Origin of the sequence: Mesorhizobium sp. M1182, from assembly GCF_040318335.1 — a bacterium.
Lineage (GTDB): Bacteria > Pseudomonadota > Alphaproteobacteria > Rhizobiales > Rhizobiaceae > Mesorhizobium.
In genome coordinates this window covers 50,371-76,564 of the sequence record NZ_JAMYMD010000028.1, presented here as the reverse complement: position 1 = coordinate 76,564, position 26,194 = coordinate 50,371, and the positions used below count along the sequence as shown (strand labels likewise).

Genomic DNA, 26,194 nt, shown 5'->3' with positions numbered 1-26,194 from the left:
TAGAAGGTCCTGTCGATCTCGACATGGTAGTCGGGATGCACCTTGGCCGATTTCCACTCCGCATATTCGAACGGCGCCGGCGGCAGCGGCGCCAGAGCCGACCGCTCGATCTCCTCGAACAGTTCGCGGCGGCTTTTGCCGACATGGCGCATGGGGCGGTTGTTGAGATCCTCCAGCAACCCCGCGATTGCGGCGTTGAGATCGCCGAGACTGAAGAAGCGCCGGTTGCGCAGCCGGGCCAGGACCCAGCGCTCGACGATCAGCACCGCGCCCCTCGACCTTGCCCTTGTCGAGCGGCTTGCGGCTGCGGGTCGGCAGGATCGTCGTGTCGTAATGTTCGGCCATGGCGGCGAAGGTCTGGTTGAGCGTCGGCTCGAACCACAGCGCCTTGGCGACGCCGGCCTTCAGATTGTCGCAGACGATCGCCTTCGTTACCCCGCCGAAGAAGGCGAGTGCCCGGCACTGGCCCTCGATCCAGTCCGGCAGCTTCTGGCTGAAGCTGGCATGGGCGAAGGTGAAGGACGAGGCGCCCAGCACCGCAACGAAGATCTGAGCCTGGTAGATGACGCCAGTATCGGGATCAACGACGGGCACGGTGTGGCCCGCATAGTCGGTCTGCATCACTGCGCCCGCCTCGTGGCGGTTGCGGAACGTTGCGCTCGCCCGGCCCTGGAAAGCGCCGAACCGGTCGCAAAACCACGTGTAGCCATAACCATCGGGATGCGCCGCACGGTATTCCTGCCACAACAGCGTCAGCGTCACGCCCTTGGGCTTCAACTCGCGCGCGATCATCGCCCAATCGGGCTCGTCCATATCCTGCGGCGGACGGCCAACCCGGCGAAACAGAAGCCTCTCAAGCGATACGTCATTGTCACAGCCCGGCGGAAGCGGCCAGTCCGAGATGCCAGCCTCACGCGCCCGCAACAGATAGGTCGAAACCGAAGTCTTGCTGATCTTCAGCCGTTCCGACACCGCACGCACCGAGAGGCCTTGCTCATGCGTCAGGCGCAGGATTGATCGTAGGTCTTTCACTGTCGTTCGTCTCGCTTGCTTTGAAACCACGAGCTCGGGTTCTTGACCAAAAGCCCCAGGTTGAAGATTCGGGATACGCCTCGATGATGCTGCCCTACGCCTAAAGAGGGTATTTTGGTGTACGGCTTTCCTGGCGTAAGGTTAAAAAAAGAAAACTGTACGGTTGGCGCATGGAGCACCTAATCGACGCGTGTAACCAATCGCGCCGGGTGAGAAGCGATGATGACAAGGCAATCTTTCGTAACCGTGCTTGTCGGGCCAAGCGAGTTACTTCGAGAAGGTGTTAGTCGAATCCTGAATGAAGAAGATTTTCGCGTTCTTTTCTCTACGGTTTCTGTTAACGATCTTCTGCAAAAGCCGTTACCGCATCACCGGTCGATCTTGCTAATCATAGATATCGGCGGTGCTGATGCGGAAGCTGAATTCGCGCAGATTGCTGAGTTTAAGGCGATTTACCCAGCCAGCCATGTCGTTGCGCTAGCTGATCACTGTCGCACGACCGATATAGTCTCAGCCTTTCGTGCGGGGGCTGACGGGTATCTGACAAAGATCGCTGCTTACGACACCTTCATCAAAGCCCTCGAATTGGTTATGGTTGGGCAAACGGTACTACCTGCGGAAACTTCGATGATTATTCAAGATATAAGGCAAGGTTCGAAAGATGAACCGATAGCTTATGAGTTACCAAAGGTGGAAAGTAAAGTGGAGAGTAGCGATCAAGAACTGGTAATTTTGTCGAATCGCGAAAACTGTATTCTGTGCCGCTTGATCCAAGGGGAGTCAAACAAAGCGATCGCGCGCCAAATCAACATTGCCGAAGCTACGGTGAAGGTACACGTCAAAGCCATACTTAGAAAGATTCGAGTCCGCAACCGAACACAGGCTGCAGTTTGGGCGATGAATCATGGTATGCTTACTCCACCGACTGGCAACGGCGCGCCGGGGAACGATACGGTGGTACCTCAGGAATCTCACCATCGGCATGATCTACTTGAAGCAAAAAATGCATACCTCGTTTTCGACAATCGTCCTCCTATCTGACCTGCGACAGAGCTTCGTTTTGGCTGGTGCATTCACTTTCCGAAGCCTCGTTCCCGATCAAGGGCCAGCACAAGATTTTCGATACGATCGAGGTCTGGCTAGACAGCAGTTCAGCTGCCGATTCCGCCCTTGGACGTTCAGCAATAGAATGCGGCTGCGGGACTCACGCAAGTTGGGAAGTGTTACGCTTGGGCGCTTGGGCTCACTACTCAGCCAGAGTTCCTTCTGCGAGAAGGTCGTTGACCTTGCAGGCGACTTCCGTGCGGTTGGTCGCCTTTAGTTTCTTCATGATATTGCGGATGTGGACCTTCACCGTGCTTTCGCGTAAATTCAGTTCGTGGGCGATCATCTTGTTCGCCTTGCCGCGCCGGAGCGCTTGCGCAACCTCGGCCTGCCTAAGCGTGAACATGCCTGCCAAAGGCTGCGTGTCGCGGCTGCCCGAATCTATCAGGTGCCGCATAGCAATGACACTGCTCGCCGGCACGAAGATGCCTCCCGCTGCCGCAAGGTTGATGGCCTCGACGCAGACATTGATTGCAACAGAGGTCGGAATGTAACCGCGTGCACCGCATTCGAGAGCGGTCAGTATCTGGGCAAGGTCTTCGGTGTCGGCCAGGACGACCACAGGGACTGATTTGAACTCGCCCGAAATATGCCTGATCTCGTCAGCGATGCCACGATCGGTGACCTTCCGACTGCCAAGGTTGAAGAGTATGGCTGCAAGGGGAGGGGCCGATCTCTTTCTGACGCGCCATTCCTCGACGGACGCCAAGGCGGCGACATCCATGCCGAGTTCGTGGTCCACGAGAGCCGATGCGAGACACTCGCGGTCCAGAGCCCTTCCGTCCAAGATGAGGAGGCATTCCCTGCCTGTCTGCCCTTGGTCGATTCCCGGCCCGCCGGACGGAACTTCTGACTGACTGGCCGAATTACAATTGTGCAGTCCTGCCGTGGCACCCATGTCAATACTCCCTCTTTCCCACACAAGCCGTCTTGCGCTGGCCGACATGATTTCCGCATTCTCTCGCAGTGAAAGTTTGGTACTGCGCGTTTTGAAGGGTCGAGACTCGATTACCCCATTTGCGTCGTTGTCAGTTCCCCAACCCCCAGTGATACCCAGCGTGGGGTAAGTGTAGGGGTTATTTATAAGCAGTCTCTAACATAGATTGCTTTTTTGGTAATTTTCAGGGAACCGATGCCAAGCTGGACCCAAAGGGCTGGATTCTGTGCGAAAGGCGCATGCATTGGACACCCAGCCATCTTCAGCCCAGCAGACAGCCGAATCTGGATCAGCGTGTGCCTCCGACATTTCATCGGCAGACCAGAACCGCCGAAAGTGCCGTTGACATTGTCGGGGGACAGTGCTGGCAGCATTGGCTCCCCACTTTAATCGAGCAGGCCTTGGTAAGCGGCCCTCTGCGCATAATTTGGCAGCACGCCGCACTCGCGCGATAGGCCGAGTTGCCGCGGCCACGATGATCTCCCTTGTCACACTTGGTCAGCACGAACGGGTTGCGTTCCGCTCGGCCCAACCGTCGACCGCCTCGAGCCGGATACCGCTGTCGTCGAGACGTCAGGCGTCCTGCGCACGACCAGCCCTCCATAAATGTCGTCTCGAACTGTTCCGGCGACGGAACGACCGTTTTCATTTTGGCGTCCATGCGCTGGCGTTCAAAGAGAGATAGCCGCTACCTGAGGTACTCGCTGTCGAATCCGGCTGTTTCGACCAGCTTCTTGCGGTTGATCACCTCTACATGGCCTGACTTGAAAGAGACGAGATCGGCCTTGCGGAGCTCCCTTAACGTTCGGTTGACGTGAACCGTGGTCATTCCGAGGATGTCGGCCAGTTCATGCTGGGCAAGAGGACACTCATATCTTCCATCAACCGACAGCTCAACCATGGAGAGCCTCTCTTCCAACTCGAGCAGGAAATGGGCGGTACGCCTCATCGCGTTCCGCCGCCCGGTATTTATCAGATGTTCGGCAAGGATGGCGTTCAGGCGCGCCAGCGAGGAGGCGATCTTCTTCCCGATTCGGCCGTCCGACAGGATCGCCTCGACCAGTTCCTTACTGGAAATTTCATAGACAGCTAGTTCGGTTATGGACGCCAGCGACGCAAGACGGGGTCCGTCCAAACCACGGTAACCGACAACGTCCCCCTTGAGGGGAGTGTCTATGATCTGCCGCTCTCCGTCTGGCAGCGCGTGATAAAGTATAGCCCAACCCGATTTTACAATGAATATCTCACCGTTGTCGTCTTCCTGGCGGCATATCACCGAATGGGGTTTATAGGTTTTTGCGGTAACACCGAGAAAATCGTTGTTCCCCCACTCGTCCTTCGACAACGTTCCCCCTATGGGATGCGAGCACATGAACTCCAATAGTGTCTGCATGAAGAATCGGCGCGTTTGATTTTATTTCCATACGCTACAATAGTTTCTCCCGGATAAAGTCGGCCGAACGACCTCTTACCGTAGGGGAGGGGTGGCCTAATGTCCTCGTCTGTTTGAATGAGGTAAACTGCGTTTAGATCAAGGTGTTGCAAGCATCAGGTGGTTAAGTCTCCCCGCTTGAGCGAGACGATCCACGGCAAGGCCTGCAGAAGTGTGGTATCGAGGGCCGTATGGCGGGCCTCCTCGACGCGCGTGTCGTCGTGCATAATGACAGATGTCGCGGAATCATTTTGCACCTCGGTCGTGAGGAAATCCCGCGGACAGGCATTCGCCCGCAGGCGAGGCCGCCGAAGACTGCGCTTCCTCAGCAGACTATGCTGGCGCCGTATGTCGCAGTTAACTCAGGCCACGCTGCGGATAAGCGTTCCACAAGTCTGCGACGGTGTTGTTTCTCGCGTTCACAAAGGGCGAAGAAACGCGGAAGGCTGGCATCTGATTGACGGTGGAAAAGCGCGGTCGCGTTAGTTGTCGCACCTCACTAGACGGTTTCGAGCCGGCCGAACCGAACCGGGATGAGTTTCCGGGTCTCGAGCTGCCCTGCCGCATCCTTGTCGATGACAGTCAGAAACTGTGCTTCTTTAGATCCCAAAGGCAGAACCAGCCGTCCCCCCGGCTTGAGTTGCTTCAGAAAAGCCGGCGGTGTCTGCTCAGCCGCCGCCGTGACCAGGATCTTGTCGAATGGGGCGTGCTCGGGCCAGCCGCGAGACCCGTCTCCGACACGAATGCCGACATTGGATAAGCCTAGCTCCTGCAGGAGAGCCTCCGCACGGCTTACGAATTCCTCGATGATTTCTACGCTCCAAACCTGCCCGGCGAGTTCCGCGAGGATTGCGGTTTGATAGCCCAGGCCAGTGCCGATCTCGAGGACCGCCTCGTGCGGTTGGGGAGCGAGGAGATCGGTCATGAGAGCGACGATGAATGGCTGCGAGACGGTTTTATCGAAGCCGATCGGCAGCGGCATGTCCTGGTAGGCATAAGGTGCAACCGAGGCTGGCACGAAGCGATGCCGCGGCACTCGCCGCATCGCCGCCATCACCCGCTCATCGAGCGCTGCCTTGCCGAGTTCTTCGCTTGCAAGGTCGGTATGGATTGCAATCATCTCGACCATGTGCCTGCGTAGGACCGCAAGGTGCTCTTCGTTCATTGGCTTCATGACGGTGGGGCCTTCCTCAACCAGCTTGCTGCCGGTGAGCATTATATCCTGTTCGTCACGGTAGCGCCCGCCATCGTTTCCATTACGGGTGCCCACGGCAAGCGTGGGTGACCGTCTTGGCAGGCTATCGCCGGCGGCGACCCTGGAGATTCTGGGCGCTATATCGCATAGCGGCGTGTCCCACATACGGCTATCTCGCGCATCAGCTTCGCCAGCACCGGCCGGGAGGGCGAGGCGCCGGAGCCGTGCTCCTGGTGGGCGAGGCGGCAGCCAGCCACCTTGACCTCGTCGGACGTCGGTCGCCCGATCCTCCGTCGAGACGCGGGGATCGCCAATGGGCGGCCGATCGAGAGAACTGGACGTTGTGCGTGCATTTGGCCGGTTTCGGGGGCGACATTGTCGATCTGAGGACGGCGCAAGGCCAGGCCGACGCCCAGTTCGAAGATATGGCTTGTGCCTGGATGGATTTTCTCGCCGATGGCAAACGGCCGCCGTCATGGAGCATCCACGACCGCTTGGTTGCTGAAGGCAAGTTCGGCATTCTCGTGCCCAGCTTCGCCCCAGGTGCCGGCACATCCGATCAGAACCTCGTGCTATGGAGCTGGGGCGAGGGGCTCCCGCACCAGGTCAAGGTGATCGATCCGGAAGGCCGGCTGCCTCGGAACCAATTGTCTGGAGCTAACGCCGCAAGGGTCGGATCGAATTGCGACTCAGGCGATTATCCGCGCCGCCCGCGAGCGTGCGTTCCGCGTCATTGTAATAAGTTTGAGGCCTGCTGCGCGGAGCGATGCTGCGACTGCTGCATGGCTTCGGGCAGCGGAATACCGCGGCGTGCGATTTCGGTGAGATAGCCGGAGCGCAAGCTGTGGGCGGAGAAGGCTTCCGGATCGAGCGCCCGGCCTCGGCGGTGCGCCGCTTCAGGATCAGATTGACGGCCTGCGGCGTCAGGACGCGCGCTTCGAGATTGCCCCAGTGGTCGATGCCGCCAAACACGACGCGGTCGCTGATCCTGGCGCGTTCCAGCCAGTCCTTCAAGACCAGCACAGGCCGGCCGACGAGCAGCACGAAAGCGTCGCTGTCGGCTTGCGTCGTCTCTGTGCGGCCGAGCCGTATCGACAGGCACGGCAATTTATCGCCGCCGGGAGCGTTGGGATCGGCCGGAACCGGGTCTTCGTCGACCAGCTGTTCGACGCGAAGAGCAGAAATTTCGCTGCGACGCCGGCCGCTGCAGGCGAAGGCCGTGATGAGAATCGCGCTATCCCCGACGTCGACGAGACGGTCACCGGCGCATGTTTCAAGAGGGCGGCCAGAATATCGGCGGTCACAGCCTTCCTGCTCTTGCGGCCGCGGACGGGCCTGGCGCGCACCGCCAGTTTGATCGCGCTCTGCAGGCCCCGGGGCTGCAAAATTTCCGCGCAAACCGCGCCATTGAATCACGTCGAACAGCTCGACAGCCGCCAGCGCACGGTGCACGGCGCATACGGACGGCTTTTACCCGCAACCGGCCCTCCGCCTTCGGCGCGGCCATGACCGCAACGGCACACTCTGATCAGACGGTTGCCGGAAGGCGCGGCTGGGGAGGTCAGCGACTACCTCGTTGCTGCCCCCAGAATTGCCATGATCTCCTGTCCCGCCATCAGAAGCTGATGCCTACGATCTTTACGCCGATACGATCGGCGAGTTCGAGCAATTCGGAATAGACGTCAGAATTCCCGGTCAAATCGAGCGACACGCCGGACTGCACCAACGTCCTTGCCGGAATTCGATCGCCAAACAGCATCACGGCGAGAGCCCGGTCGTCCTGCCGAGAAATCCAGCAAAGTCCCTGGATATCTGGGCATTGTACGTGAATGGCTTCAGCCCAGGGGCGTGTTGCTGGGTAGCGGTCCTTCTCGGTGTCGATGATCTGGCTGCGCTTGATGCCGAGTTTCCTCAGCGCTGTGACGCTCAGATCAGCCAAGACCAATTCGCCCTGCGGCGCCACCTGCGAATAGACTTGATCCGCCAGTTTCACCTTGTCGTAGGTCTTCAGGCCCGGCGCGAATGGCACATCGTGGAAGACGGTTTCCATCGCCGCGCAGTCAAAGGTCGTGCCGCCGTACAGAGTTGGGATATTGGCCCCAGTTGCATTCTTGATCGGGCTGAAACGGGCATTGCCTTTCAGGCCTGGATTGAACTCGACGCCGGCATAGAGATTCAAATGGATACGATGGATAACTTGGTCCGCCGGCCATATCGTTCGGGTGATGATATCCTGCAAATCGTGCGATGGAACGGGAACTGGAATCCCAGGTCCCCGTCCAATCTTTGATTTAGCCATGGAGTGCGCCTACCAACTCATCCTCGGCGGCTGCAAGAACGCGCTCGGGTTGCGCAGGGAGCACATCTTGCGGACGCTTGCCCCCAAGGAAGCTATTGACCGATGCAAACCAATAGGCGAGCCCCCAGTCGTCCTTTTTCTCGTGTAAGACGCTCAGAACCTTAGCGAGCGTTTTGATAGGCCGATATCCAGCGGAATCCAGAGCATACCCAGGGAAATAGTCTACGCCCCGATGCCGAACTGCAAAGATCTGGCCTTCTTTCTTCCACTTGTTTGGCTGCGCACTCAGGTTGCTTGTGCTGAACCCAGCCATTTTGGCGATTTGGGGAGCGGTCAGCCAATCGCCGCTCTCCAGCACTGCCTTTCTCGCCTCGGCCGTCATCCGCGCCTCGACAAGCATGTACTGCGGGGGCGGCACCTGAGGGACCAGGGCCTCGATTATTAAGTTAATGGCTTCACGTTGACGACTCATCAGGATGGTACGGACCAGAGGCGCGATGCTGACGACCGTGTCCGCAAGGGCGCGAACTGCGGGTTCACTCCCATGCTCGAACGTTAGCGCTATGACTTGCTCCGCAGTCAGCCGATCAAGTTGGTCACCAACCTCCTTCGGAGTTCCGGTGAGCGCGCCAAATCCCGATAGCTCAAAGGTGTCATTGGTATGTGCCATAATATTCCACTCCGCTGGGTTGGTGAGGATGATTACATATATAGCACGATAACCGATCTCATCAAGTGCTGTTGCTGCGATGCTCTCGGACGCCTGGGAAGACATCAGTCCACTCCAGCATCAACCCTGGCTCGGCACCCTTCTAGTCGCTCGCATGCTGCGGCAGCGCCGCAAGACCGCGGCCCCACCTGCTGGCGCTCAACAGCGGCCTGCACGTTATCGGCCGTGAGCGCCGGCGTCACCGTGACCGGACCACACGCCTGCTGGCATTTGTCGACGCCTTTACTGAAGCCACCGCGCTCGGCCTAAAGGAACATGACCGGCCGGCGTTGGCGCGGGAACAGATGCTGCGCCGCACCAGGAGCCGGCGCGGCAACTCGAAGCTGCCTCCGCATAATCCATTCCAGCAAATCCGCATCGAGCGTTGCGTGCCTCCCGCCGTGCAGGTACCTCGATACTGTCGCCTTACGCTTGAGCTGCTCAGACATCGCCGGCGTCAAATTCACCAATGGTGTCGCACAGTCCGCGACACCGGATCACCGCGCCGCCTGATCGGCCGCGTCACCCAATTCCGACCATAGCTCCTCGCGAGCCGGCCTCAAGCACAAGAGCCGCTCCGACACGCCTGTCGCCCGAATTGAGAAACTGACCCCCTGACGAGATGAAGAACTGACCCCCTCGGTTATGAGAGGAGGCATGAGGGGGTGGACGAAGCCCATCCTCACAATGTTCGCCTACCGGGACAAACGTGACGCAACGGAACGGATGGTTCACCGGTAAAGTCTTGGGGAGGTTGCGAAAGGAGACCAGCATATGACCTGCGAACGAGATGTCGGCACGTTCGAAGAGCCCGTGACCGTTTTGCTGTCCTCGGGCAAAGTCAGTGTTTCGAGCACCCGCGAAGCCGCCGAAATGCTGCTTTACCGCTGGCCCATTGGAGAAACCGCGCGCCGCATCCAGGCTCGTATGGCATGCATGAAGGTTCTCGGCGGCGGCAGCGCACCGGATGTAGCGCGCGTGGCATTTCTCAGCGCCGCCAAGGAAGCGAAAATCCTGAACGCCTGACATCGTCAATGCGTGCCCCACCACTATCCATCATGCATCACTCTTGCAGCAAACATCCTGCGTCGATCATGCGGAGACGCCGAATGCTTGCGCGAGAAGGCTGGAGCCGCGGTTCTGCACTCTACGTGGACATATCACCGCTCCGGGCAAAGCGGCCTATGGATCAAAACTTACGTGGAAACCTGCCCCACCAAACTTTGTCTGGCAAACGCATGTCGGCCCTGCCGATTTCGTTGCGAGGGGCGAGGCTGGATCACGCGCACTCGGTCTTCATCGCGTGTTTTCGAAAAGGGTTCGTGACAAGGCAACGGGTCACGTAGTTCAGTGTTCGATCTGGAGGAATTGAAGCTGCTCGGCCTCGATCCGACAGGCAATCGATTACGGCCCAGGGGTGACTACCGATAAACCTCATTCCCGTTAATCTCCGGCCCCTGTTTCGAGGCAAGAGAATCGCACGCGCGGCCTCGTCGAGGGAATTCCGCACGTATGGGCATGTATGGGGCCCTGTCGGGCCGCGACATCTACTTAGGACAGTCGCCTACTTAGGACAGTCGCCGCGACCATAACTTTTGATAACAGGTCAGGGTCGCGGGATGCCGAGCCGCTTGAAATACCGAGTTGTGCGGGTGCTCGCGATCGTCCCGCCTCAACCGCGCAAGTGCGCCATCATCGCCGGCGAGCGCCATAGCCAAACCGGGAGCGCTTATTCTCGACGGAGCACCGGGCATTGTCTGGTTGTGAAGACGGTGCTTGATCACCAGCCGCCTGAGTGTGTCGTCGCTTGCGTTGTAGTCGTGCCTGAACAGATCAATGACCCTCTGGACCGTGATCGCCTCTGCCCATGGCAGGTAGCGCGGCCGAAGCCGTTCGCCTGTTTCTGGCGCTGTTTTGACAGGGAGTGCATTGGTCATTCGGCCCATCGCGCTTTTCTGCGGCCCGCCGTTTCGCCCGACATCAGGGAACGATATCGCCCCCCATGTATTAGAAACCCATGGACACTATGGAACCCCACGGCCACGGGATGGCGGCCGATATTTTGACATCGGAAGTTGCCAATGCCAGGCAGCGCATCCACCGGACCGAGCTCGCGCTTCAACGCACTGAAGAGATGCTGGCCGAAAATCTCGCGCTGTGCAGCAGGATACGAACTGCGGTCGAGGCCGCAGACCGCTTGATGGAGATCGATCCCCCCAGCTTTGACCGACGTCGCGTGGGTTGAACTGCGCCGGCGTTTCGCGGCCTTGCGGCACCCTGCCGCAAGAGCCTGCCCTATTGGCAGCGTGAGCAACATTGGACAGAAGCATTCCAACGTTCACGATGTGCAACGCCGACGCCAGACCGGCACGAATCTTCAGTTCAAAGAGCGAGGATAATGCTGCGGCAAACGAAGGTGGCACGGGGGTCTTCGCGCGAGCCGGGTATGCGATCTCCCGCTCAGAAATTTATACTTAATATTCCGACGTCCTGATGGAACCCATTCGTTGCGGGCGAGTTGCGGCTCATTGGGAGGGACTTCCATGGCAACCAGCAACAAAGCAGACCATCAGTCTGTCTCCGAAGCGTTTCGGAAACTGATCCATTCCGATGGCTATCGTCATAACGTACAAACGTTCTTAAATCTGGGGGTCGAACCAGAACTGCCGCCAAACCTTCAGTCATTACTTGCGGCTATTGATCGGGCCAAAGAGGGGCCGACCGAAGAAGTCCCTTAGCTCCTCGGCAGCAAGCGTCATTACCTGCTGCATGTCAGCGCCGTAGCGACGGTAGTCCTTGTAGTGGAAGGTGATGCCGGCCTCATCGAAGCCGATCAGGCGGCGGTTCGAGATTGCCACGCGGTGGGTGTAGCGCGACAGATAGGCGAGCACCGCCTCCGGCCGGCGAACGGCGCCTTGGCGTAGACCACCCAACACTTCTTCCGAACAGGAGCAAGGTGGTGCAGGAATGCGCGTCGATCGGACAGGTGCACCAGCGATCCGAAGAAGGCGAGCCGCCCGGCGTCGTGCAGAGCGACCAGCCGGGCGAGGAAGAGCCGTCGGAACAGTTTGCCGAGCACGCGCACCGGGAGCAGGAAGGCCGGCCGCGAGGAGACCCATCGGCTATCGCCCAGTGCGATGCCGCCGCCCGGCACGATTATGTGCACGTGCGGATGGTGGGTCATCGCCGATCCCCAGGTGTGGAGCACGGCGGTGATGCCGATGCGCGCGCCGAGGTGTTTTGGTTCGGCTGCGATCGTCAGCATCGTCTGTCATGATCACGGAATCGGGACCCGATATTTTCGCGCAAAAGGAACCCCGGTTTTGGGGCGGTGAAGGGCACGAAGCGCCAGGATTCGTTGCCGGTCTCGGCGATCTCGCAGTGATGGGTGAGGCGGTCGAGCAGCGCGGTTGTCATCTTGGCGTCGCCGAAGACGCTCGGCCATTCCCCGAAGGCGAGATTGGTGGTGATGATGACACTGGTGCGTTCGTAAAGCTTCGAGACCAGATGGAAGAGCAATTGCCCGTCGGCCAGAGCGAAGGGCAGATAGCCGAGCTCATCGAGTACGACGAAGTCGAGCCGGGTCAGGTGATCGGCAATGCGGCCCTGGCGGCCGGAGCGGGTTCGGTCTCGAGCCTGTTGACGAGGTCGACGACATTGAAGAAGCGCCCGCGTGCGCCGTTGCGGATGAGAGAACGGGCAATTGGCTGGCCGAACCTCTGACAGAGGCACGCGGAAGGCCATCGATCTTCGCCCTCCAGCCATCATGCGCTATCGCACGACCGGTTCAATCGGGAACCGGAGCAAACCTGCGTCGGGATCGAGTTATGTTTAAAAATTAACAAAATCACTCCATAATTTAGATAAAGATAGACATATTGGTGGAGATGGCGTATCGTCAGATGGAGGCTGACATCGGGAAGGGGCCTCGACACCCAGGGAGGAGATATAAAAATGAAATCGAAGCTGGTTTTGCACGCTTCCGTCGCGACCTTGCTTGCGGCAGGCTGCTGCGTTGCCTTTAGCGCTTTTGCAGGGGAAAAGCCCAAGGGGCTGATGCTCTTTTCGTACCTCGGCGATCAGGCCTATGTTCGCCAGTACAATGTCGCCAAAGGCCGGGCAGGCAAGATTGAAGATGTCCAGATCGACGTCAAATCGGGCACCTCGCGCGGCGACGTCAATTTCTTCATTCAGGAAATCGTCAACGCCCCCGCTGAAGGCTACAAGGTTATCGGCGTCAACACCGGTGCCACCTCCAAGGAACTGGTAAGCGCGCTCAACGATGCGACCAGGCAAGGCATCAAGGTGCTGTCCTTCGACGGCGCGCCACCGCCGATCGACGACCTGACGGCGCAGGTGAATTATGATCCGGTCGGGGCCGAGAAGGCAGTCGTGCAGGAGTTTGCCAAACAACTCCCTGCGGGAGGCGAGATTGGCGTCATCCGCTGTATTGCGGGCCTGGCGGATACCGACGCGTTCATCAATGCTTTCAAGGATGCGTTGAAGGGTACGAAGTTCAGCATCGTTGCCGAGGGCGACGCCCGTTGCGACCCCGAGAAATCGCGCACGATCGCCGAGGGCATGTTGAACGCGCATCCAAATCTGGTCGGCATCTACGATATCTTTGACGTCTCGGCACAGGGCACGCTGCAGGCGCTCGAGGCAGCCGGCTCCAATGTCATCGTTGGTTCGGTCGGCGGCCAGGAGTACGCGCTGAAGGCGATCGCTGCGGGCAACAAGAACTGGAAGTTCACGGTCCCTTACCCGTTCGAGGTGATCGCCAGAACAGCCACGGACACCACTGCTGACCTGGTGCGCGGTAAAAGCGTTGAAAAGCTTGTGGTGGTGCCGGCGCAGCCCGTCCAAACCTCGGAGAATGCGGGTGGCATGCTGAAGACGGTCTCCGACGTTGTGGCGGGCAACGTTGATGACGTCGTGAAATAGCGCCACCGATGGAAGCGCACGTCAACATTGCGGGGAAATCATCCGACCCGGCGGCGGGGCGCCGCGATCACCTCTCCATCCTGCTATGGCTTCTGCAGGCCGGGCCGATCATAATTCTCGTAACCCTGGTCGTGGCATTCGGCCTGCTTGCCCCGCATTTCATTTCGGTGCGCAATCTTCAGAACCTCCTGGCCCAAAGCGCGATTGTCTGCGCCTTGGGCCTAGGGCAATTCCTCGTGATCCTGGTTCGCGGCGTCGATGTCTCGGTCGGCAGCGTCATAGCGCTGAGTGTCGTGACGGTGGCCACGCTCATCGGTGTCGATCAACCCAGCTCGATTGCGCTGGTCATCTATCCTCTTGTTGGTCTGATTGTCGGACTGATCAACGGCTTCCTCATCGTTAAAGGCGGCATTCCGCAGCCCCTCGTGGTCACCGTCGCGATGCTCGGCATTGTTGCCGGTGTCGCATTGCTCATCAGCGGCGGCAACACGCTCGTGGGTGTTTCGCCCGCCGTGCATTGGCTGGCAAACGGCAAGATGCTGGGCATACCTGCCGCCGCCTTGATGGTCCTGGTTCTTGCAGGGTTGTTCTGGCTCATGTTGCGGCGTACGCAATGGGGCCGCTGGCTCTATGCGGTTGGTGGCAATCCGGATGTCGCGCAATGGGTTGGGCTTCCGCGCGACAGGTTGATCATGAGCGCCTATGCCATCTGTGGGACGACAGCGGGCATCGCAGGCATGCTGTATCACGGTCGGACCGGGTCGGCTTCGCCTCTTTCGGGCATCGGCTATGAACTGGACGCCATCACGGCGGTGGTTGTCGGCGGCGCAAGTCTCTTCGGCGGTCGCGGCAGCATCACCAACGTGCTGTTCGGCGCGCTCATCATCGCCACGATCCGCAGTGGCCTTCAGCAACTCGACGTCTCTCCGTTCTGGTCATCGGTGGCAATCGGCGTCGGCATCCTGCTGGCCCTTGAACTCGATGTCTTGCGCAAACACATCGAGACCCGTATTCGAACGCTGCGTGCGAGGCAGGTGAGCCAATGAGTGTCGCCTCGCCAGACAGCATTTCCAACATGGCCACCGATGCGCGTCTGGTTCTCTCGGTGCGGGACGCGCGCAAGGCCTACGGGTTCGTAACGGCGCTGGCTGGTGCGTCGCTTGACCTCCATGAGGGCGAGATTGTTGCCTTGCTCGGCGACAACGGCGCCGGAAAGTCGACACTCATCAAGGCGATCACCGGCATCGTAACGCTGGATTCGGGTGACATCCAGCTTGACGGACACCCATTGCGGCTGCGTTCGCCCGCCGACGCGCGTGCATCGGGCATCGAGACCGTGTTTCAGGACCTTGCTGTCTTCGACAATCTGACCGTATCCGACAACTTCCTGATCGGACGCGAGCAGACGCGGCCACGCTGGCTCGGTCCGCTGGGCTTCCTTTCCGCTGGACAAGAGCAGCGACAGTGGCTGCAGCATGCCAGCGCATTGAGCGTCAGCCATGTCTCACCTTCCCAGGAGATCGGACTGATGTCGGGTGGCCAGCGTCAGGCTGTCGCGGTTGCACGGGCAGTGGCGTTCGCCCGACGGGTGGTCATTCTGGATGAACCTACGGCGGCACTTGGTGTGCGGGAATCCGACGAGATATTGACGATGGTAAGACGCCTGCCGGAGCGAGGCCTGTCAGTCATCATCGTAAGCCACAACATGGACCACGTCGTGCGCGTGGCGCACCGTGCTGTCGTCATGCGGCAAGGCCGGAGTGTCGGCGAGATGACTGTAGGCCAAGGCGTTCAGAAGGATCTTGTCGCAATGATCATGGGCGTCACCTGAAACAGCGTCATCCGGAAATCCTGCCGCTTTGTAAAAGTGGATTGGCGCGGTCGACGGCAAGTCGATCGATGAGTTCCTCCACTTTCCCGAGGCTGAAGATATCCTCAAGCGCCAGATAGGCAGCGCCAAAAAGGGCACTGTCCTTTTGCGGGTTGGCAAGCACGATCTGCAACTCGCGCGTGGCGAGCGGCAGGCATCGCTGGTAGACGAGTTCGCGGATACCCGACAACAGAAACTCTCCGCCCCTGGCCAGCGTGCCGCCGACCACGATCAGGCTCGGATTGAGGATGCTGACGACATCGGAGGCGACTTCGCCGATCACCCGCCCGGCGCTGCGCAGCAGCATCAGGGCTTCCGGCTTCTGCATTTCAACCAACAAAATGACATCGCGGGCGTTCTCCGCCTTGAAGCCTTTGCTTGAGAGATCCCGGGCAATCGCCCAGCCGCCGGCGCGGGCTTCAACGCAACCGAGCTTGCCACAGCGGCACAAAGGCGCGTTCTCGGAGTTGAACTGGATATGGCCGATGTCGCCGGCCGCGCCCTGAGCGCCACGAAAGATCTTGCCGCCCGCGATAATGCCGCTGCCGATACCCGTTCCCGCCTTGATGAAGAACATGTCATCGACATGCGGGAAATTCTGGCGATGCTCGTGGATCGTCATGAGGTTCACGTCATTTTCGACATAGATTGGCACATCGAAGCGACGGCGCAGCCAGCTGATGGTGTCGAATTCGTCCCACCCGTGGAGCACCGAAGGACCGACGACGCGGCCCCGTTTGAAATCCACCGGCGTGGGCATGCTGAGGCTGACTCCAAAAAGCGAGCCATGGCTGGTCCGGGCCTTCGCTGCGAGGATGTCGAACCCGTCGGCAATCTGCTCGAGGGAAACCGCCGGTCCGTCCGACGCGTTGAACGGTATTGTACTTTGCGAGACGACAGCGGGTTCGAGGTCCATGGCGGCAAGATGGATGTAGGTTTCGCCGATATTGGCGACGAGAAAGAAGCCCGCCCGCTCATTGATCCCAAGCACGCGCGTCGGCCTTCCGCCGCTCGGCATGGTGCGCGCCGTCTCGCGGATCAGACCGGAGTCGATCAGCGCATTCAGGCGCTGGGTGACGGTCACGCGTGACAATCCGGACGCGTCGAGCAACGCCGACCGGGACGTGGCGGCGCCGGTGGCAATCAGCGAGAGAATTTCCCCGCTGTTTGCAAGCGCGGGATGCTCCGCCGTACCATTTGTCCTGACCATTCCGCACTTTCCCGTTCGCCCTGAGATTTAGCCATAAACCCCCGGGAGATAAAGGCGTGTCTGCAAGAAAGCTGCATAGATTTTGTACAAAAATATGCAATAATACGTTGACTTAAAGATATATCGGTGGCTAAGAGGATGTCGTCCGGGAGGAACAGATGAACTTGCGTGGACCGCCCCGCGCTGTTGCGATGTTTCTCCGTCACTCGATCGACGGAATCTCACATGTTGTCAGCGCAAAAGGACTTCGCCCGCCCGGATCTCCTGGCGAACGCCATTCGCGCGCTGTCAATGGATGCGGTCGAGAACGCCAAGTCCGGCCATCCAGGCATGCCGATGGGCATGGCCGAGATCGCGGTCGCGCTCTGGCACCGGCACCTTCGTCACAATCCATCCAATCCGGCCTGGACCGACCGCGACCGCGTTGTGCTCAGCAACGGCCACGGCTCGATGCTGCTCTACGGCGTGCTTCATCTCACAGGGTACGATGTCTCGATCGCCGATCTCCGGCAGTTTAGGCAGCTTGGCAGCAGGACGCCGGGCCATCCCGAATTCGGCTATACGCCGGGAGTTGAAGTTACGACCGGGCCGCTCGGGCAAGGCCTCGCAAATGCCGTCGGCATGGCAATTGCCGAAAAGACGCTGGCCGCCAAATTCAACCGATCCGGACACGACATTGTCGACCACCACACCTTTGTCCTGGCAGGCGACGGCTGCCTGATGGAAGGCATTTCGCATGAGGCTTGCTCGCTTGCCGGAACGCTCGGCCTTGGCAAGCTGATCGTGCTCTACGACGACAACGGCATCTCCATCGACGGCCATGTCGGCGGCTGGTTTTCGGAGGATACGCCCAAGCGCTTCGAGGCCTATGGCTGGCAGGTCATTGCCGATGTGGACGGGCACGATGTCGAGGCGGTCGACCGGGCGATTTCCGCGGCGAAGGCGCAACCAGCCCGCCCGACGCTGATCTGCTGCAAGACCATGATCGGCAAGGGGGCGCCGACGAAAGCCGGAAGTCACGATAGCCATGGCTCTCCGCTCGGCGCCGACGAGGTCGGCCGGGCTCGGCTCGCGCTCGATTGGCCGCATGCGCCGTTCGCCGTTCCAGGAGAGATTGGCGACGCGTGGAACGCCTCGGTCAGGGGGGCTGCATCGGAGGCCGACTGGCGCCGCCGCTTCGAGGCATACCGCGCGGCCTACCCCGATGATGCGGAGGAGTTCGAACGGCGAGCCACGCACCATCTTCCTGCAGGCTTCGCCGCCAAGGCGGATGCGTTCGTTGCGCAAACCGTCGAGAAGGCCGAAATGCTGGCGACACGCAAGGCAAGCCAGAATGCCATTCAGGCCTTTGCCGGCTTGCTTCCCGAACTGATCGGCGGTTCCGCCGATCTGGCCAGTTCGAACCTCACGCTTTGGAAGGGGGCCGAACCGATCACATCCATCTCGGGCGGCAACTATATCTGTTATGGCGTGCGCGAGTTTGGAATGGCCGCGATCATGAACGGCCTGATGGTCCATGGCGGGTTTCGTCCATTCGGTGGCACGTTCCTGATGTTCTCGGAATACGCGCGCAACGCCCTGCGGATGGCAGCGCTGATGAAGCTTGGCGCCATCTATGTCTTTACCCACGATTCCATCGCGCTCGGTCAGGACGGTCCGACGCATCAGCCCATCGAGCAGTTGGCCACGCTCCGTTTGATGCCCAACATGGATGTATGGCGACCGTGCGACACCGTTGAAACGACGGTTGCCTGGCAGATTGCGCTTGAGCAGGTGGCGACGCCGACAAGTCTCGCGCTTAGCCGGCAGAACCTGCCGTTTCAGCCGCGCGACCAAGCCCAGGTTCAAGCGGTGCGCAGGGGCGGATACGTGCTGCGCCGTGAAGACGGCTGGCTGGACGCTGTCGTCATCGCAACCGGTTCCGAAGTGCAGCTCGCAGTCGGCGCCCGCGAGCGACTTGCTAAGCAAGGGATCCAGGTTCGTGTGGTCTCCATGCCGTCCACCAGTGCCTTCGACCGGCAGGACGACGGCTACAAGACCGAGGTGCTGCCGCGCGGCGTTCCCCGCATCTCCGTCGAAGCTGGCGTCACCGACTATTGGCGCAAATATGTCGGCCTCGAAGGCGAATGCGTCGGCATCGACACGTTTGGCGAATCGGCCCCGGCCGAGATCCTCTACGAGCATTTCCAGCTGACCGTCGAGGCCGTCGAAAAGGCGGTTTACAGGGCGCTTGAGAAACATGGCCGCGCTGCGTCGCCGGAGTGGGGAAGGCAGCAGGCGAGATGACCGCTACCTATGTCATCGGACTGGATTACGGCACCGGATCAGCCCGCGGCGTCCTGATCGACGCCGCAACCGGCGAGCAGATCGGCAGCCACACGCATGCCTATCGCCATGACGTCATGACGCAGAGCCTTCCTGACGGCACGCCCTTGCCACGCTCATGGGCGTTGCAGAACGCCGCCGACTATCTCGATGCTGCGGAAGAAATCCTTGATGTGCTGGGGCGCGGTCGGGTTATCGAGTCGATCGGGCTCGGCTTCTCGGCAAGCTCGCCGATGCCGACCACCACCGACGGAACAGCCCTTTCCGAACTTCACCCCGGCGAGCCTCATGCCTATGTCAAGCTGTGGAAACATCGCGCCGCACAGCCCTACGCAGACGCGATCAACCGTCGGGGCGGATCCTTCCTGCGCAATTTCGGCGGCAAGCTTTCCGGGGAATGGCTGCTTCCCAAGGCCGCCCAGATCGCGGACGAGGCACCGCACATCTGGAGCGCCGCCGGCAGGTTCATCGAGTCCGGCGATTGGCTTGTCTGGCAGTTGACCGGCCGCGAAATGCGCAGTCTGGGTTTTGCAGCCTACAAGGCCCAGTATTCCGAGACCGAAGGCTATCCGCACGGGATCGTGCCAGGTCTTTCCGAAAAATTGTCGGTGCCGCACCGTATCGGCACGGCGGCTGGAGGCCTGTCCGAGGCATGGCGGACGCGCACGGGGATCACTGGCCGCGCAATCGTCGCAGTGGCGGTCATCGATTCACACGTCGTGCTGCCCGCGGTCGGGGCCGTGTCGTCCGGCTGTCTCGTCGGTGCGCTCGGAACGTCTGCGGTCTATCTCTTTTTGAACGAACAGTTCCGTCCTTTGCCCCCCGGCATCGAAGGTGTGGCCAAGGATGGATCGGTTCGCGATCTCTGGTGCTACGAGGCCGGGCAGGCCGGGTTTGGCGACATGCTCGCCTGGTTCGTGAAGGCCTTTCCGCGTGGCGCGGACGAGGCTGAAAGTTTCCGTATCTACAACCGTGAGGCAGCCGGGCTCGAACCCGGCGCCAACCATCTCGTGGCGCTTGACTGGTGGAACGGCAACCGGGTGCCGCTCGCGGATTCAGACCTCAGCGGCCTGCTTCTCGGTCTCACCACCGAAACCACGGGCGTCGGCATCTACCGCGCACTGATCGAGTCGCTGTGTTTTGGCGCTCGCACGGTGGTCGACCTCTTCGAGGCCGGCGATTTTGGCATCAACCGCATCATCCTGACGAGCGGGCTGGCCCAGAACAATCCATTGCTGGTGCAGATCATGGCCGACGTGCTGGGGCGCGTCGTGGAGGTTCCAAGCATTGCCCATGCGACGGCCGTCGGCGCGGCGGTTCATGGCGCGGTCGCGGCCGAACTGGTGAGCGGCTTCGCCGAGGGCACGGCCCGGTTCGGCGCGCGCACCTTCACCCCCTATCACCCACGCCGCGAAAGCGCGGCCGCCTACCGGTCTCTCTACAAAAATTATCGGCAGCTCAGCGACAGCCGGACCGTACGCAACGCCATGCATGATCTGAACAGGGCGGCGTCGCTCGACCGGCCGGAGAAAGAAACGAAATCGGTGGCCTGAGCAAGGCGATTGCCAGCCCCGTCGATCTCTTTTGCGGAACCGCCATCCTTCGACGTGCAGGGCACGCATGAGGCGCGGCTCGCATCTATAATTATGTATAAAAACATACATAATTATAGATATAATGTTTGACTGTATGCAAAACATATGCGTAACTCGGTGAGCCTTTGAGGAGAAAGGTTCAACAACTCGGGAGGAGTTCATGTTCACTTTGCCTATGTCGACCGGCACTAAATCCGGAACCATCGTGAAATCAGCCGTTGCGGGCCTGGTGTTCTTCGGGACCGCCTTTGCAGTGACCGGCCATGCCTCGGCTGAGGAAGTCATTGTCGGCCTCGTCACCAAGACGGAGGTCAACCCGTTCTTTGTGAAAATGCGTCAGGCTGCCGAAGCGGAGGCCAAGGCCAAGGGCGTCAAATTGATCGCCCGTGCTGGCAAGTTCGACGGCGACAATGAAGGCCAGGTCACTGCGATCGAGGATCTGATCAGCGCCGGCGCCAAAGGCATATTGGTGACGCCTAACAACTCGACCGGCATGCTGGGTATCATCAAGAAGGCGCGCGATGCAGGGGTCCTCGTGATCGCGCTCGATACGGCGACCGATCCCGCCGATGCGGTCGACGCCACCTTTGCCACGGATAATTTCGAGGCCGGCGTGCAGCAGGGCGCCTATGCCCGCAAGGCGCTCGGCGACAAGAAGCCGGTGCTGGCCATGCTCGATGGAACGCCTGGCGGCACGGTCGATACGTTCCGCCACAATGGCTATCTGAAGGGCTTCGGGCTTGCCGAGGGCGATCCGGCCATCGCCGGCTCGGCCATCACCAATGGCGCACAGGACAAGGGCCAGGTCGGCATGGAAAACCTGCTCTCCAAGAACGGCGAGATCAATGCGGTCTACACCATCAACGAGCCAGCCGCCGCCGGCGGCTATGCGGCGTTGAAATCCTTCGGCAAGGAAGCCGATGTCATGCTGACCTCGATTGACGGCGGCTGCGCCGGTGTCCGCGACGTCAAGGCCGGCAAGATCGCCGCGACCGTCATGCAGTTCCCCTACAAGATGGCGGCCATGGGCGTCGACGCGGTCGTCGATTATGCGGCCAGCGGCAAGAAGCCGAGCGGCTTCGTCAATACGGGTTCGTTCCTGATCACCGACAAGCCGGTTGAAGGGATCGACTCCAAGGACACCGAATGGGGCCTCAAGAACTGCTGGGGCGACTGATATTTTGAATCCTCCCGGCGGGACCATGCCGGACAGGCCGTCGGCAAGACGGTATATCTGTATCGGCATGGTCCCGTTCGTTTCCGGCCCGACCCTTGAGGCTGGGAACGCGGCGACTGTTCCAAAGGGCACTTATGAATTCGCCATCGGCACTCTCTTTCGGCGGAACGTCCAGCATTGCCAAGAAGGTCATCGGCACGCCATCGGTGGGCCCATTGCTGGTACTGCTCGCTTTCGGCGTGATCTTTTCCCTGACCAATCCGCGTTTTCTCGCCACGCAAAACCTGTCGATCATTCTCCAGCAGACGGTGATCATCGGCACCTTGGCCATTGGCCAGACCTTGATCATCCTGACCGCCGGCATCGATCTCGCGGTGGGAGCGACTTGCGTACTGGGCACCATCCTGGCCGGAAAGCTGGCGAACAGCGGCTATGACCCGATCGCGGCCATGGCCCTGGCCGTTCTTGCCTGCACAGCGGCGGGTGTCGCGGCTGGAAGCCTGATCAGCGGCCTGCGCCTGCCACCTTTCATCGTCACCCTCGGTATATTGGGCATCATCACCGCCGCGCTCAGGCTGATTTCGGCGGGCGGGGCATTTCCGGTCACCGACGACTTTCTCGGCTGGACGGGAAACACCATCCGCCTGAACGGTTTCATCGTGACCTACGGCGTCATAATCATGCTCCTCCTCTATGGAATGGTCTGGTTCCTTCTCAACCAGACGCAATGGGGACGGCATGTCTACGCGGTCGGCAACAATCCGGAAGCCGCCCGGCTTGTCGGTATACCGGTCGGTCGGCTCCTCCTGTCGGTCTACGTCCTAGCGGCGTTCATTTACGGGATCGCGGCCTGGCTGGCGCTCGGCCGAATCCCCAATGCCGACCCCAATGCCTTGCAGACCGCCAATCTCGATTCCATCACCGCCGTCGTCATCGGCGGCACCAGCCTGTTCGGCGGCCGGGGCGGATTGATCGGCACCCTAATAGGCGCGCTGATCGTCGGCGTCCTGCGCAACGGGCTGACGCTCGCCGGCATTGATCCGCTCTGGCAGGATCTGATCACAGGCATTCTCGTGATCGTGGCGGTCGCGCTCGATCAACTGACCAGGGGGAGGCGGTGATGACGCCTGTCGAGCCGAGAGCGCCAATGGTGACCACCCCGGGTGGCGTCATCCTCGAAGCCCGCAACGTAGTCAAACGCTACGGCCACGTCACCGCTCTCGACGGTGTCGATTTCGAACTGCGCGCCGGCGAAATCCTGGCGGTGGTCGGTGACAACGGCGCTGGAAAGAGTTCGCTGATCAAGGCGCTGACTGGCGCGATCGTCCCCGACAGCGGCGACATTCTGCTGGACGGCCAACCCGTCCACTTCAAGGGTCCGCTGGAAGCACGCAAGCTCGGCATCGAGACGGTCTACCAGGATCTCGCCGTTGCGGCCGCGCTCGACATCGCCAGCAACCTGTTTCTCGGCCGGGAACGCCGCCGCCCCGGCTTTCTCGGCAATGTGCTGCGCATGCTCGACAAGAAGGGGATGCGCGCGGAGGCGGAGCGCAGCATGGCGGACCTGAAATTCCACCTGCCGTCGATCGGCAGCGCGGTCGAATCGTTGTCAGGCGGCCAGCGTCAGGGCGTCGCGGTCGCCAGAGCGGCATTGTTCGCCAAGAAGCTCGCGATCATGGATGAGCCGACGGCAGCACTCGGCGTGCGCGAAACTGGCCAGGTTCTCGACCTGATCCGGGCGATCCGCCAGCGCGGATTGCCGGTGGTCCTGATCAGCCACAACATGCCGAACGTCTTTGAAATCGCCGACCGCATCCACATCATGCGCCTGGGCAAACGTGCGGCCGTGGTCAGTCCGAAAACCCACACCATGGGCGATGTCGTCGCCATCATGACCGGCGCGGCGAAGTTCGAAAAACCGGCAGCATCAGCTTTTCGCTAATGCAATGTCGCCCAAAAGTGAGCTCGGTCTTGGGAGGACGACATGCATAAAACAAAGACCTAAAGCGGGTCGCCTGAATCCGTTCTGACGCGACACGCTTTAGGACCGCTGTCATAGGCCGAACGCATGTGGTCACCGCGAATTCATGTCGAGCTCGTTAGCCACCATCTCCATTGAGGCTCCCGCTCGACACATAATCAATAGAGGACGTCGCGAAGCAGCTCGAAGATTAGGTCAGAAAGATCGCCTGGTCATGGTGGCTAACGGGTCTTCGCCGACAAACCCGGATCAATCAGCCTCGCGATCGGTGACGCAATAGAAGCCGTTGCCTGCTATGATGAAAAGGCCAGGAACGCCAGCTCACGGCGAACAGCAAGACTTCGAGCCTGCCGGCGCTCGGCTATTTTTTCGGATACCAGGCGCCTGAATAGCTGGTCAGTGACCGCATCGTCCGGGTGCATAGTTATGTTCGGGACTTCGCGGGCGGTACTGTCCACAGCAATGCCACTGCCCTTTTTGTGCTGCAGCCGTCCGCGACCTCGATGGGACCTGGCCACATGGAGGCGACCATGCTGGTAAATGAAGCGATGACGGGGAAAGTGCGCTGGTACTCCCCCGATGCGTCGATGCAGGAAGTCGCGCGGGTCATGCGCGATGAGAGTATCGGTTGCGTGCCGATCGGCGAGAACGATCGACCCGTCGGCATGACCATGGATCGCGACGGGGTGTGCGCGGCAGGAACAAAATGCACGCTGGTCCCTTTGCCCACCTGGCTATCGATGCGGATGTGCCCGCCGGACTGTTTGACGAAGCCGTAGACTTGGCTGAGTCCGAGCCCTGTTCCCTCGCCATTGCTTTTTGTCGTGAAGAAGGGCTCGAAGACCTGGGCGAGAACTTGCTTGTCCATGCCGTGGCCGGTGTCGCTCAGCGTCAAGCGAACGAACGACGCCGCCAATCCTTTCAGATCGTCCAGATCGTCAGGCGCGTCACTCGTCTCGATCGTGAACCTGCCGTAGTCTGTCATTGCATGCCTGGCGTTGACCGCCAGGTTGAGAATGGCGACGTCGAGCTGATTGGCGTCGATGAGAACCGGACCGAGCGCTGGATCGAGATGACGCTCGATCCTGATGTCGCGGCCGAGGGTCCGCTCCAGCAGAGCGGTGAGCGATCCAATATGTTGGTTGAGATCGACCTTTCCGGGCTCCAGGGACTGACGCCGGGAGAAGGCGAGCAACTGCTGCGTCAGCGCGCCGCCATTTCGCGTGCGCTTCAGCATCTCCTCGATCAGCGTACCGATTTTCGGATCGGCGGGATTGTCCGCAAGCTGCTTTGCCAACTGCCGGAGGCCGGATTCGAAGACGGCGATCAGATTGTTGAAGTCATGAACGATGCCGCCTCCGGATAGAGACAGACGACCTTGAGCCCGCCTTCCGCTTCCATCGTCTCGAAATCGACACCCCAACTGCGCGCGTTGCGAATGAGCTGACCGCGGCTTTCTTCGTGGCCAACCAGTAAGGAGCGTTCGCCGGCCGCGACGCCACCGGCCAGGAAATTGGTCACCAGCAGCGTCTTGCCGGTGCCGGTCGCGCCGCTGACCAGCGTAACGCTGTCGCGGAAGAAGCCCCCGCTCGTCATCCTGTCAAAATCGGCATTGCCGCTCGTTACCCGGGAGAGGTAGAGGCTTAAGGCCGGCCTCCTTAGCCTCGAGAGGCGTCAATCTTCTCGGACAGCCAGGTCTTGATAAGGGACTGATAGGGCACGTCGCGCTTGTTCGCCGCGACCTTGATCCGTTCGAGCAGGCTATTGGGCAGCCGCAACGAGATCGAGGTCGACGACGGCTTGAGGTTGGGCAGGCGGACCCGCTCTGCCTTGCTCCAATCGACATGCTCACTGGAGTCGTTGGACTCCCAGAAGGCGCGCTCCTCGGCCTCCGATGCAAAGGTCGGAACCGGCTTAGCTGTCTTGGTCATAGTAGCCTCGCTCCTTGCGGCTCATATCCCGGGCGGAAATCACCCGGATCTTGGTGTCCTTGTCCCGAAGCGTGAAGGTGATGTGCAGCAGCCTTCCATCATCGGTGCGCCCCAGGGCATGAATTCGTTGCTCGATGGCGCTGTGCTTTGCGTCGGGAACGGTCAGCAACGGCTCGTTGAAGAACACCTGTTCCGCCTCGGCCTGGCTGACGTCGTGCTTGTCGATGCTCTTGCGGGCATTGCTCGCATCCCAGTCGAAGCCGGCAATCCGTTCCCATTCGATCATCGATGTATATTGCCATAATATACGCGGATTTCAAGCTCCGTCAGGCGTGAGCGCTCCGCCCAGCAGATTTGGACAGCATAGGGAGAGGAAATGGAGGCAAGGAAAACCCCCTCGCTGATCGGCCAGACCGGTGGCGCTGACGCTCAACCGCCAGCCTCGCAATCCCG

At 60.4% G+C, this 26,194-nt stretch carries 23 protein-coding genes and 5 pseudogenes; 14 read left to right on the top strand and 14 right to left on the bottom strand.

All coding sequences use genetic code 11. The features are described from left to right. Positions 1-1,062, bottom strand: a pseudogene (gene istA, locus NKH33_RS25555) (IS21 family transposase); the annotation flags it as partial. A 189-nt stretch (positions 1,063-1,251) separates the two neighbouring features. Here istA and NKH33_RS25550 point away from each other — a divergent pair. Then, positions 1,252-2,073, top strand: a complete 822-nt coding sequence (locus NKH33_RS25550) for a LuxR C-terminal-related transcriptional regulator (RefSeq protein WP_352542495.1) — start codon at positions 1,252-1,254, stop codon at positions 2,071-2,073. Positions 2,074-2,278: 205 nt separating this feature from the next. On the opposite strand, the gene NKH33_RS25545 is transcribed toward NKH33_RS25550, so the two are convergent. From NKH33_RS25545 to NKH33_RS25515, 6 genes and pseudogenes are all read right to left on the bottom strand, one after another. Then, positions 2,279-3,034: a LuxR C-terminal-related transcriptional regulator gene (locus NKH33_RS25545; RefSeq protein WP_352818814.1), complete on the bottom strand. Its 756-nt coding sequence runs from the start codon at positions 3,032-3,034 to the stop codon at positions 2,279-2,281. Positions 3,035-3,761: 727 nt separating this feature from the next. Beyond that, the gene (locus NKH33_RS25540) at positions 3,762-4,418 is read right to left on the bottom strand and encodes a Crp/Fnr family transcriptional regulator (RefSeq protein ID WP_352473800.1); all 657 of its coding nucleotides are present in this window, start codon (positions 4,416-4,418) and stop codon (positions 3,762-3,764) included. A gap of 586 nt (positions 4,419-5,004) precedes the next feature. Further along, complete coding sequence (locus NKH33_RS25535) at positions 5,005-5,679, bottom strand: protein-L-isoaspartate(D-aspartate) O-methyltransferase (RefSeq protein ID WP_352473846.1); 675 nt, start codon at positions 5,677-5,679, stop codon at positions 5,005-5,007. Positions 5,680-6,389: 710 nt separating this feature from the next. Next, positions 6,390-7,163: pseudogene (locus NKH33_RS25525) on the bottom strand (tyrosine-type recombinase/integrase); the annotation flags it as partial. Between the two features lie 152 nt (positions 7,164-7,315). Beyond that, the gene (locus NKH33_RS25520) at positions 7,316-7,999 is read right to left on the bottom strand and encodes an RES family NAD+ phosphorylase (RefSeq protein ID WP_352922037.1); all 684 of its coding nucleotides are present in this window, start codon (positions 7,997-7,999) and stop codon (positions 7,316-7,318) included. Next, entirely contained in the window at positions 7,992-8,774 is a 783-nt protein-coding gene (locus NKH33_RS25515; protein ID WP_352922035.1) for a hypothetical protein, read from the bottom strand. Before NKH33_RS25515 ends, NKH33_RS25520 begins: the two co-directional genes overlap by 8 nt. Here NKH33_RS25515 and NKH33_RS25510 point away from each other — a divergent pair. The 4 genes from NKH33_RS25510 (at position 8,749) to NKH33_RS25495 (ending at position 10,953) form a co-directional block, all read left to right on the top strand. Beyond that, the gene (locus tag NKH33_RS25510) at positions 8,749-8,898 is read left to right on the top strand and encodes a DUF1612 domain-containing protein (protein ID WP_352502796.1); all 150 of its coding nucleotides are present in this window, start codon (positions 8,749-8,751) and stop codon (positions 8,896-8,898) included. The genes NKH33_RS25515 and NKH33_RS25510 overlap by 26 nt on opposite strands. Next, a complete protein-coding gene (locus NKH33_RS25505; protein WP_352542517.1) occupies positions 8,858-9,250 on the top strand; it encodes a DUF1612 domain-containing protein in 393 nt (130 codons plus the stop codon). The genes NKH33_RS25510 and NKH33_RS25505 overlap by 41 nt, the downstream gene beginning before the upstream one ends. A 271-nt stretch (positions 9,251-9,521) precedes the next feature. Further along, the gene (locus tag NKH33_RS25500; RefSeq protein ID WP_352922033.1) at positions 9,522-9,734 is read left to right on the top strand and encodes a DUF982 domain-containing protein; all 213 of its coding nucleotides are present in this window, start codon (positions 9,522-9,524) and stop codon (positions 9,732-9,734) included. A 1,021-nt stretch (positions 9,735-10,755) separates the two neighbouring features. Next, positions 10,756-10,953: a hypothetical protein gene (locus NKH33_RS25495; RefSeq protein ID WP_352819788.1), complete on the top strand. Its 198-nt coding sequence runs from the start codon at positions 10,756-10,758 to the stop codon at positions 10,951-10,953. 493 nt (positions 10,954-11,446) lie between these two features. Here NKH33_RS25495 and NKH33_RS25490 read toward each other — a convergent pair. Both NKH33_RS25490 and NKH33_RS25485 read right to left on the bottom strand, forming a co-directional pair. Further along, positions 11,447-11,976 (bottom strand): annotated as a pseudogene (locus tag NKH33_RS25490) (IS91 family transposase); the annotation flags it as partial. Beyond that, a pseudogene (locus NKH33_RS25485) lies at positions 11,967-12,412 on the bottom strand (ATP-binding protein); the annotation flags it as partial. The pseudogenes NKH33_RS25485 and NKH33_RS25490, both read right to left, overlap by 10 nt. 250 nt (positions 12,413-12,662) lie before the next feature. Between NKH33_RS25485 and NKH33_RS25480 the strand changes: the two are divergent. Genes NKH33_RS25480 through NKH33_RS25470 form a run of 3 tightly spaced genes read left to right on the top strand, consistent with a single transcriptional unit; the run spans position 12,663 to position 15,483 of the window. Then, a complete protein-coding gene (locus NKH33_RS25480; protein WP_352541816.1) occupies positions 12,663-13,652 on the top strand; it encodes a sugar ABC transporter substrate-binding protein in 990 nt (329 codons plus the stop codon). 8 nt (positions 13,653-13,660) lie between these two features. Beyond that, positions 13,661-14,698 (top strand): ABC transporter permease, encoded by a 1,038-nt coding sequence (locus NKH33_RS25475; protein WP_352541817.1) that lies wholly within the window; start codon positions 13,661-13,663, stop codon positions 14,696-14,698. Continuing rightward, a complete protein-coding gene (locus NKH33_RS25470) occupies positions 14,695-15,483 on the top strand; it encodes an ATP-binding cassette domain-containing protein (protein ID WP_352922031.1) in 789 nt (262 codons plus the stop codon). Before NKH33_RS25475 ends, NKH33_RS25470 begins: the two co-directional genes overlap by 4 nt. A gap of 7 nt (positions 15,484-15,490) precedes the next feature. On the opposite strand, the gene NKH33_RS25465 is transcribed toward NKH33_RS25470, so the two are convergent. Next, entirely contained in the window at positions 15,491-16,732 is a 1,242-nt protein-coding gene (locus NKH33_RS25465; protein ID WP_352541819.1) for an ROK family transcriptional regulator, read from the bottom strand. Positions 16,733-16,957: 225 nt separating this feature from the next. On the opposite strand from NKH33_RS25465, the gene tkt reads away from it, so the two are divergent. The 6 genes from tkt to NKH33_RS25435 all read left to right on the top strand — a co-directional run bounded on the left by tkt (position 16,958) and on the right by NKH33_RS25435 (position 24,589). Then, on the top strand, positions 16,958-19,018 hold the full coding sequence (gene tkt, locus NKH33_RS25460) for a transketolase (protein ID WP_352922028.1): 2,061 nt from the start codon (positions 16,958-16,960) through the stop codon (positions 19,016-19,018). Beyond that, positions 19,015-20,610, top strand: coding sequence for an FGGY-family carbohydrate kinase (locus NKH33_RS25455; protein ID WP_352922026.1), 1,596 nt, complete (start codon positions 19,015-19,017; stop codon positions 20,608-20,610). The genes tkt and NKH33_RS25455 overlap by 4 nt, the downstream gene beginning before the upstream one ends. Positions 20,611-20,812: 202 nt before the next feature. Beyond that, a complete protein-coding gene (locus tag NKH33_RS25450; protein ID WP_352502787.1) occupies positions 20,813-21,829 on the top strand; it encodes a substrate-binding domain-containing protein in 1,017 nt (338 codons plus the stop codon). A 134-nt stretch (positions 21,830-21,963) separates the two neighbouring features. Next, positions 21,964-22,950 carry an ABC transporter permease gene (locus NKH33_RS25445; protein ID WP_352922024.1) on the top strand — a complete coding sequence of 329 codons (987 nt, stop codon included), beginning with the start codon at positions 21,964-21,966 and terminating at the stop codon, positions 22,948-22,950. Continuing rightward, complete coding sequence (locus tag NKH33_RS25440) at positions 22,950-23,771, top strand: ATP-binding cassette domain-containing protein (protein WP_352922022.1); 822 nt, start codon at positions 22,950-22,952, stop codon at positions 23,769-23,771. The genes NKH33_RS25445 and NKH33_RS25440 overlap by 1 nt, the downstream gene beginning before the upstream one ends. Positions 23,772-24,313: 542 nt before the next feature. Further along, a complete protein-coding gene (locus tag NKH33_RS25435; RefSeq protein WP_352922050.1) occupies positions 24,314-24,589 on the top strand; it encodes a CBS domain-containing protein in 276 nt (91 codons plus the stop codon). On the opposite strand, the pseudogene NKH33_RS33305 reads toward NKH33_RS25435, so the two are convergent. From NKH33_RS33305 to NKH33_RS25415, 4 genes and pseudogenes are all read right to left on the bottom strand, one after another. Continuing rightward, positions 24,568-24,795 (bottom strand): annotated as a pseudogene (locus NKH33_RS33305) (ATP-binding protein); the annotation flags it as partial. The gene NKH33_RS25435 and the pseudogene NKH33_RS33305 sit on opposite strands and share 22 nt — an antisense overlap. Positions 24,796-25,136: 341 nt before the next feature. Further along, the gene (locus tag NKH33_RS25425) at positions 25,137-25,406 is read right to left on the bottom strand and encodes an ATPase domain-containing protein (protein ID WP_352922020.1); all 270 of its coding nucleotides are present in this window, start codon (positions 25,404-25,406) and stop codon (positions 25,137-25,139) included. A 62-nt stretch (positions 25,407-25,468) separates the two neighbouring features. Next, entirely contained in the window at positions 25,469-25,741 is a 273-nt protein-coding gene (locus NKH33_RS25420) for a BrnA antitoxin family protein (protein WP_352474883.1), read from the bottom strand. After that, positions 25,725-26,027, bottom strand: coding sequence for a BrnT family toxin (locus tag NKH33_RS25415; protein ID WP_352922018.1), 303 nt, complete (start codon positions 26,025-26,027; stop codon positions 25,725-25,727). The genes NKH33_RS25420 and NKH33_RS25415 overlap by 17 nt, the downstream gene beginning before the upstream one ends. Positions 26,028-26,194 lie beyond the last annotated feature (167 nt).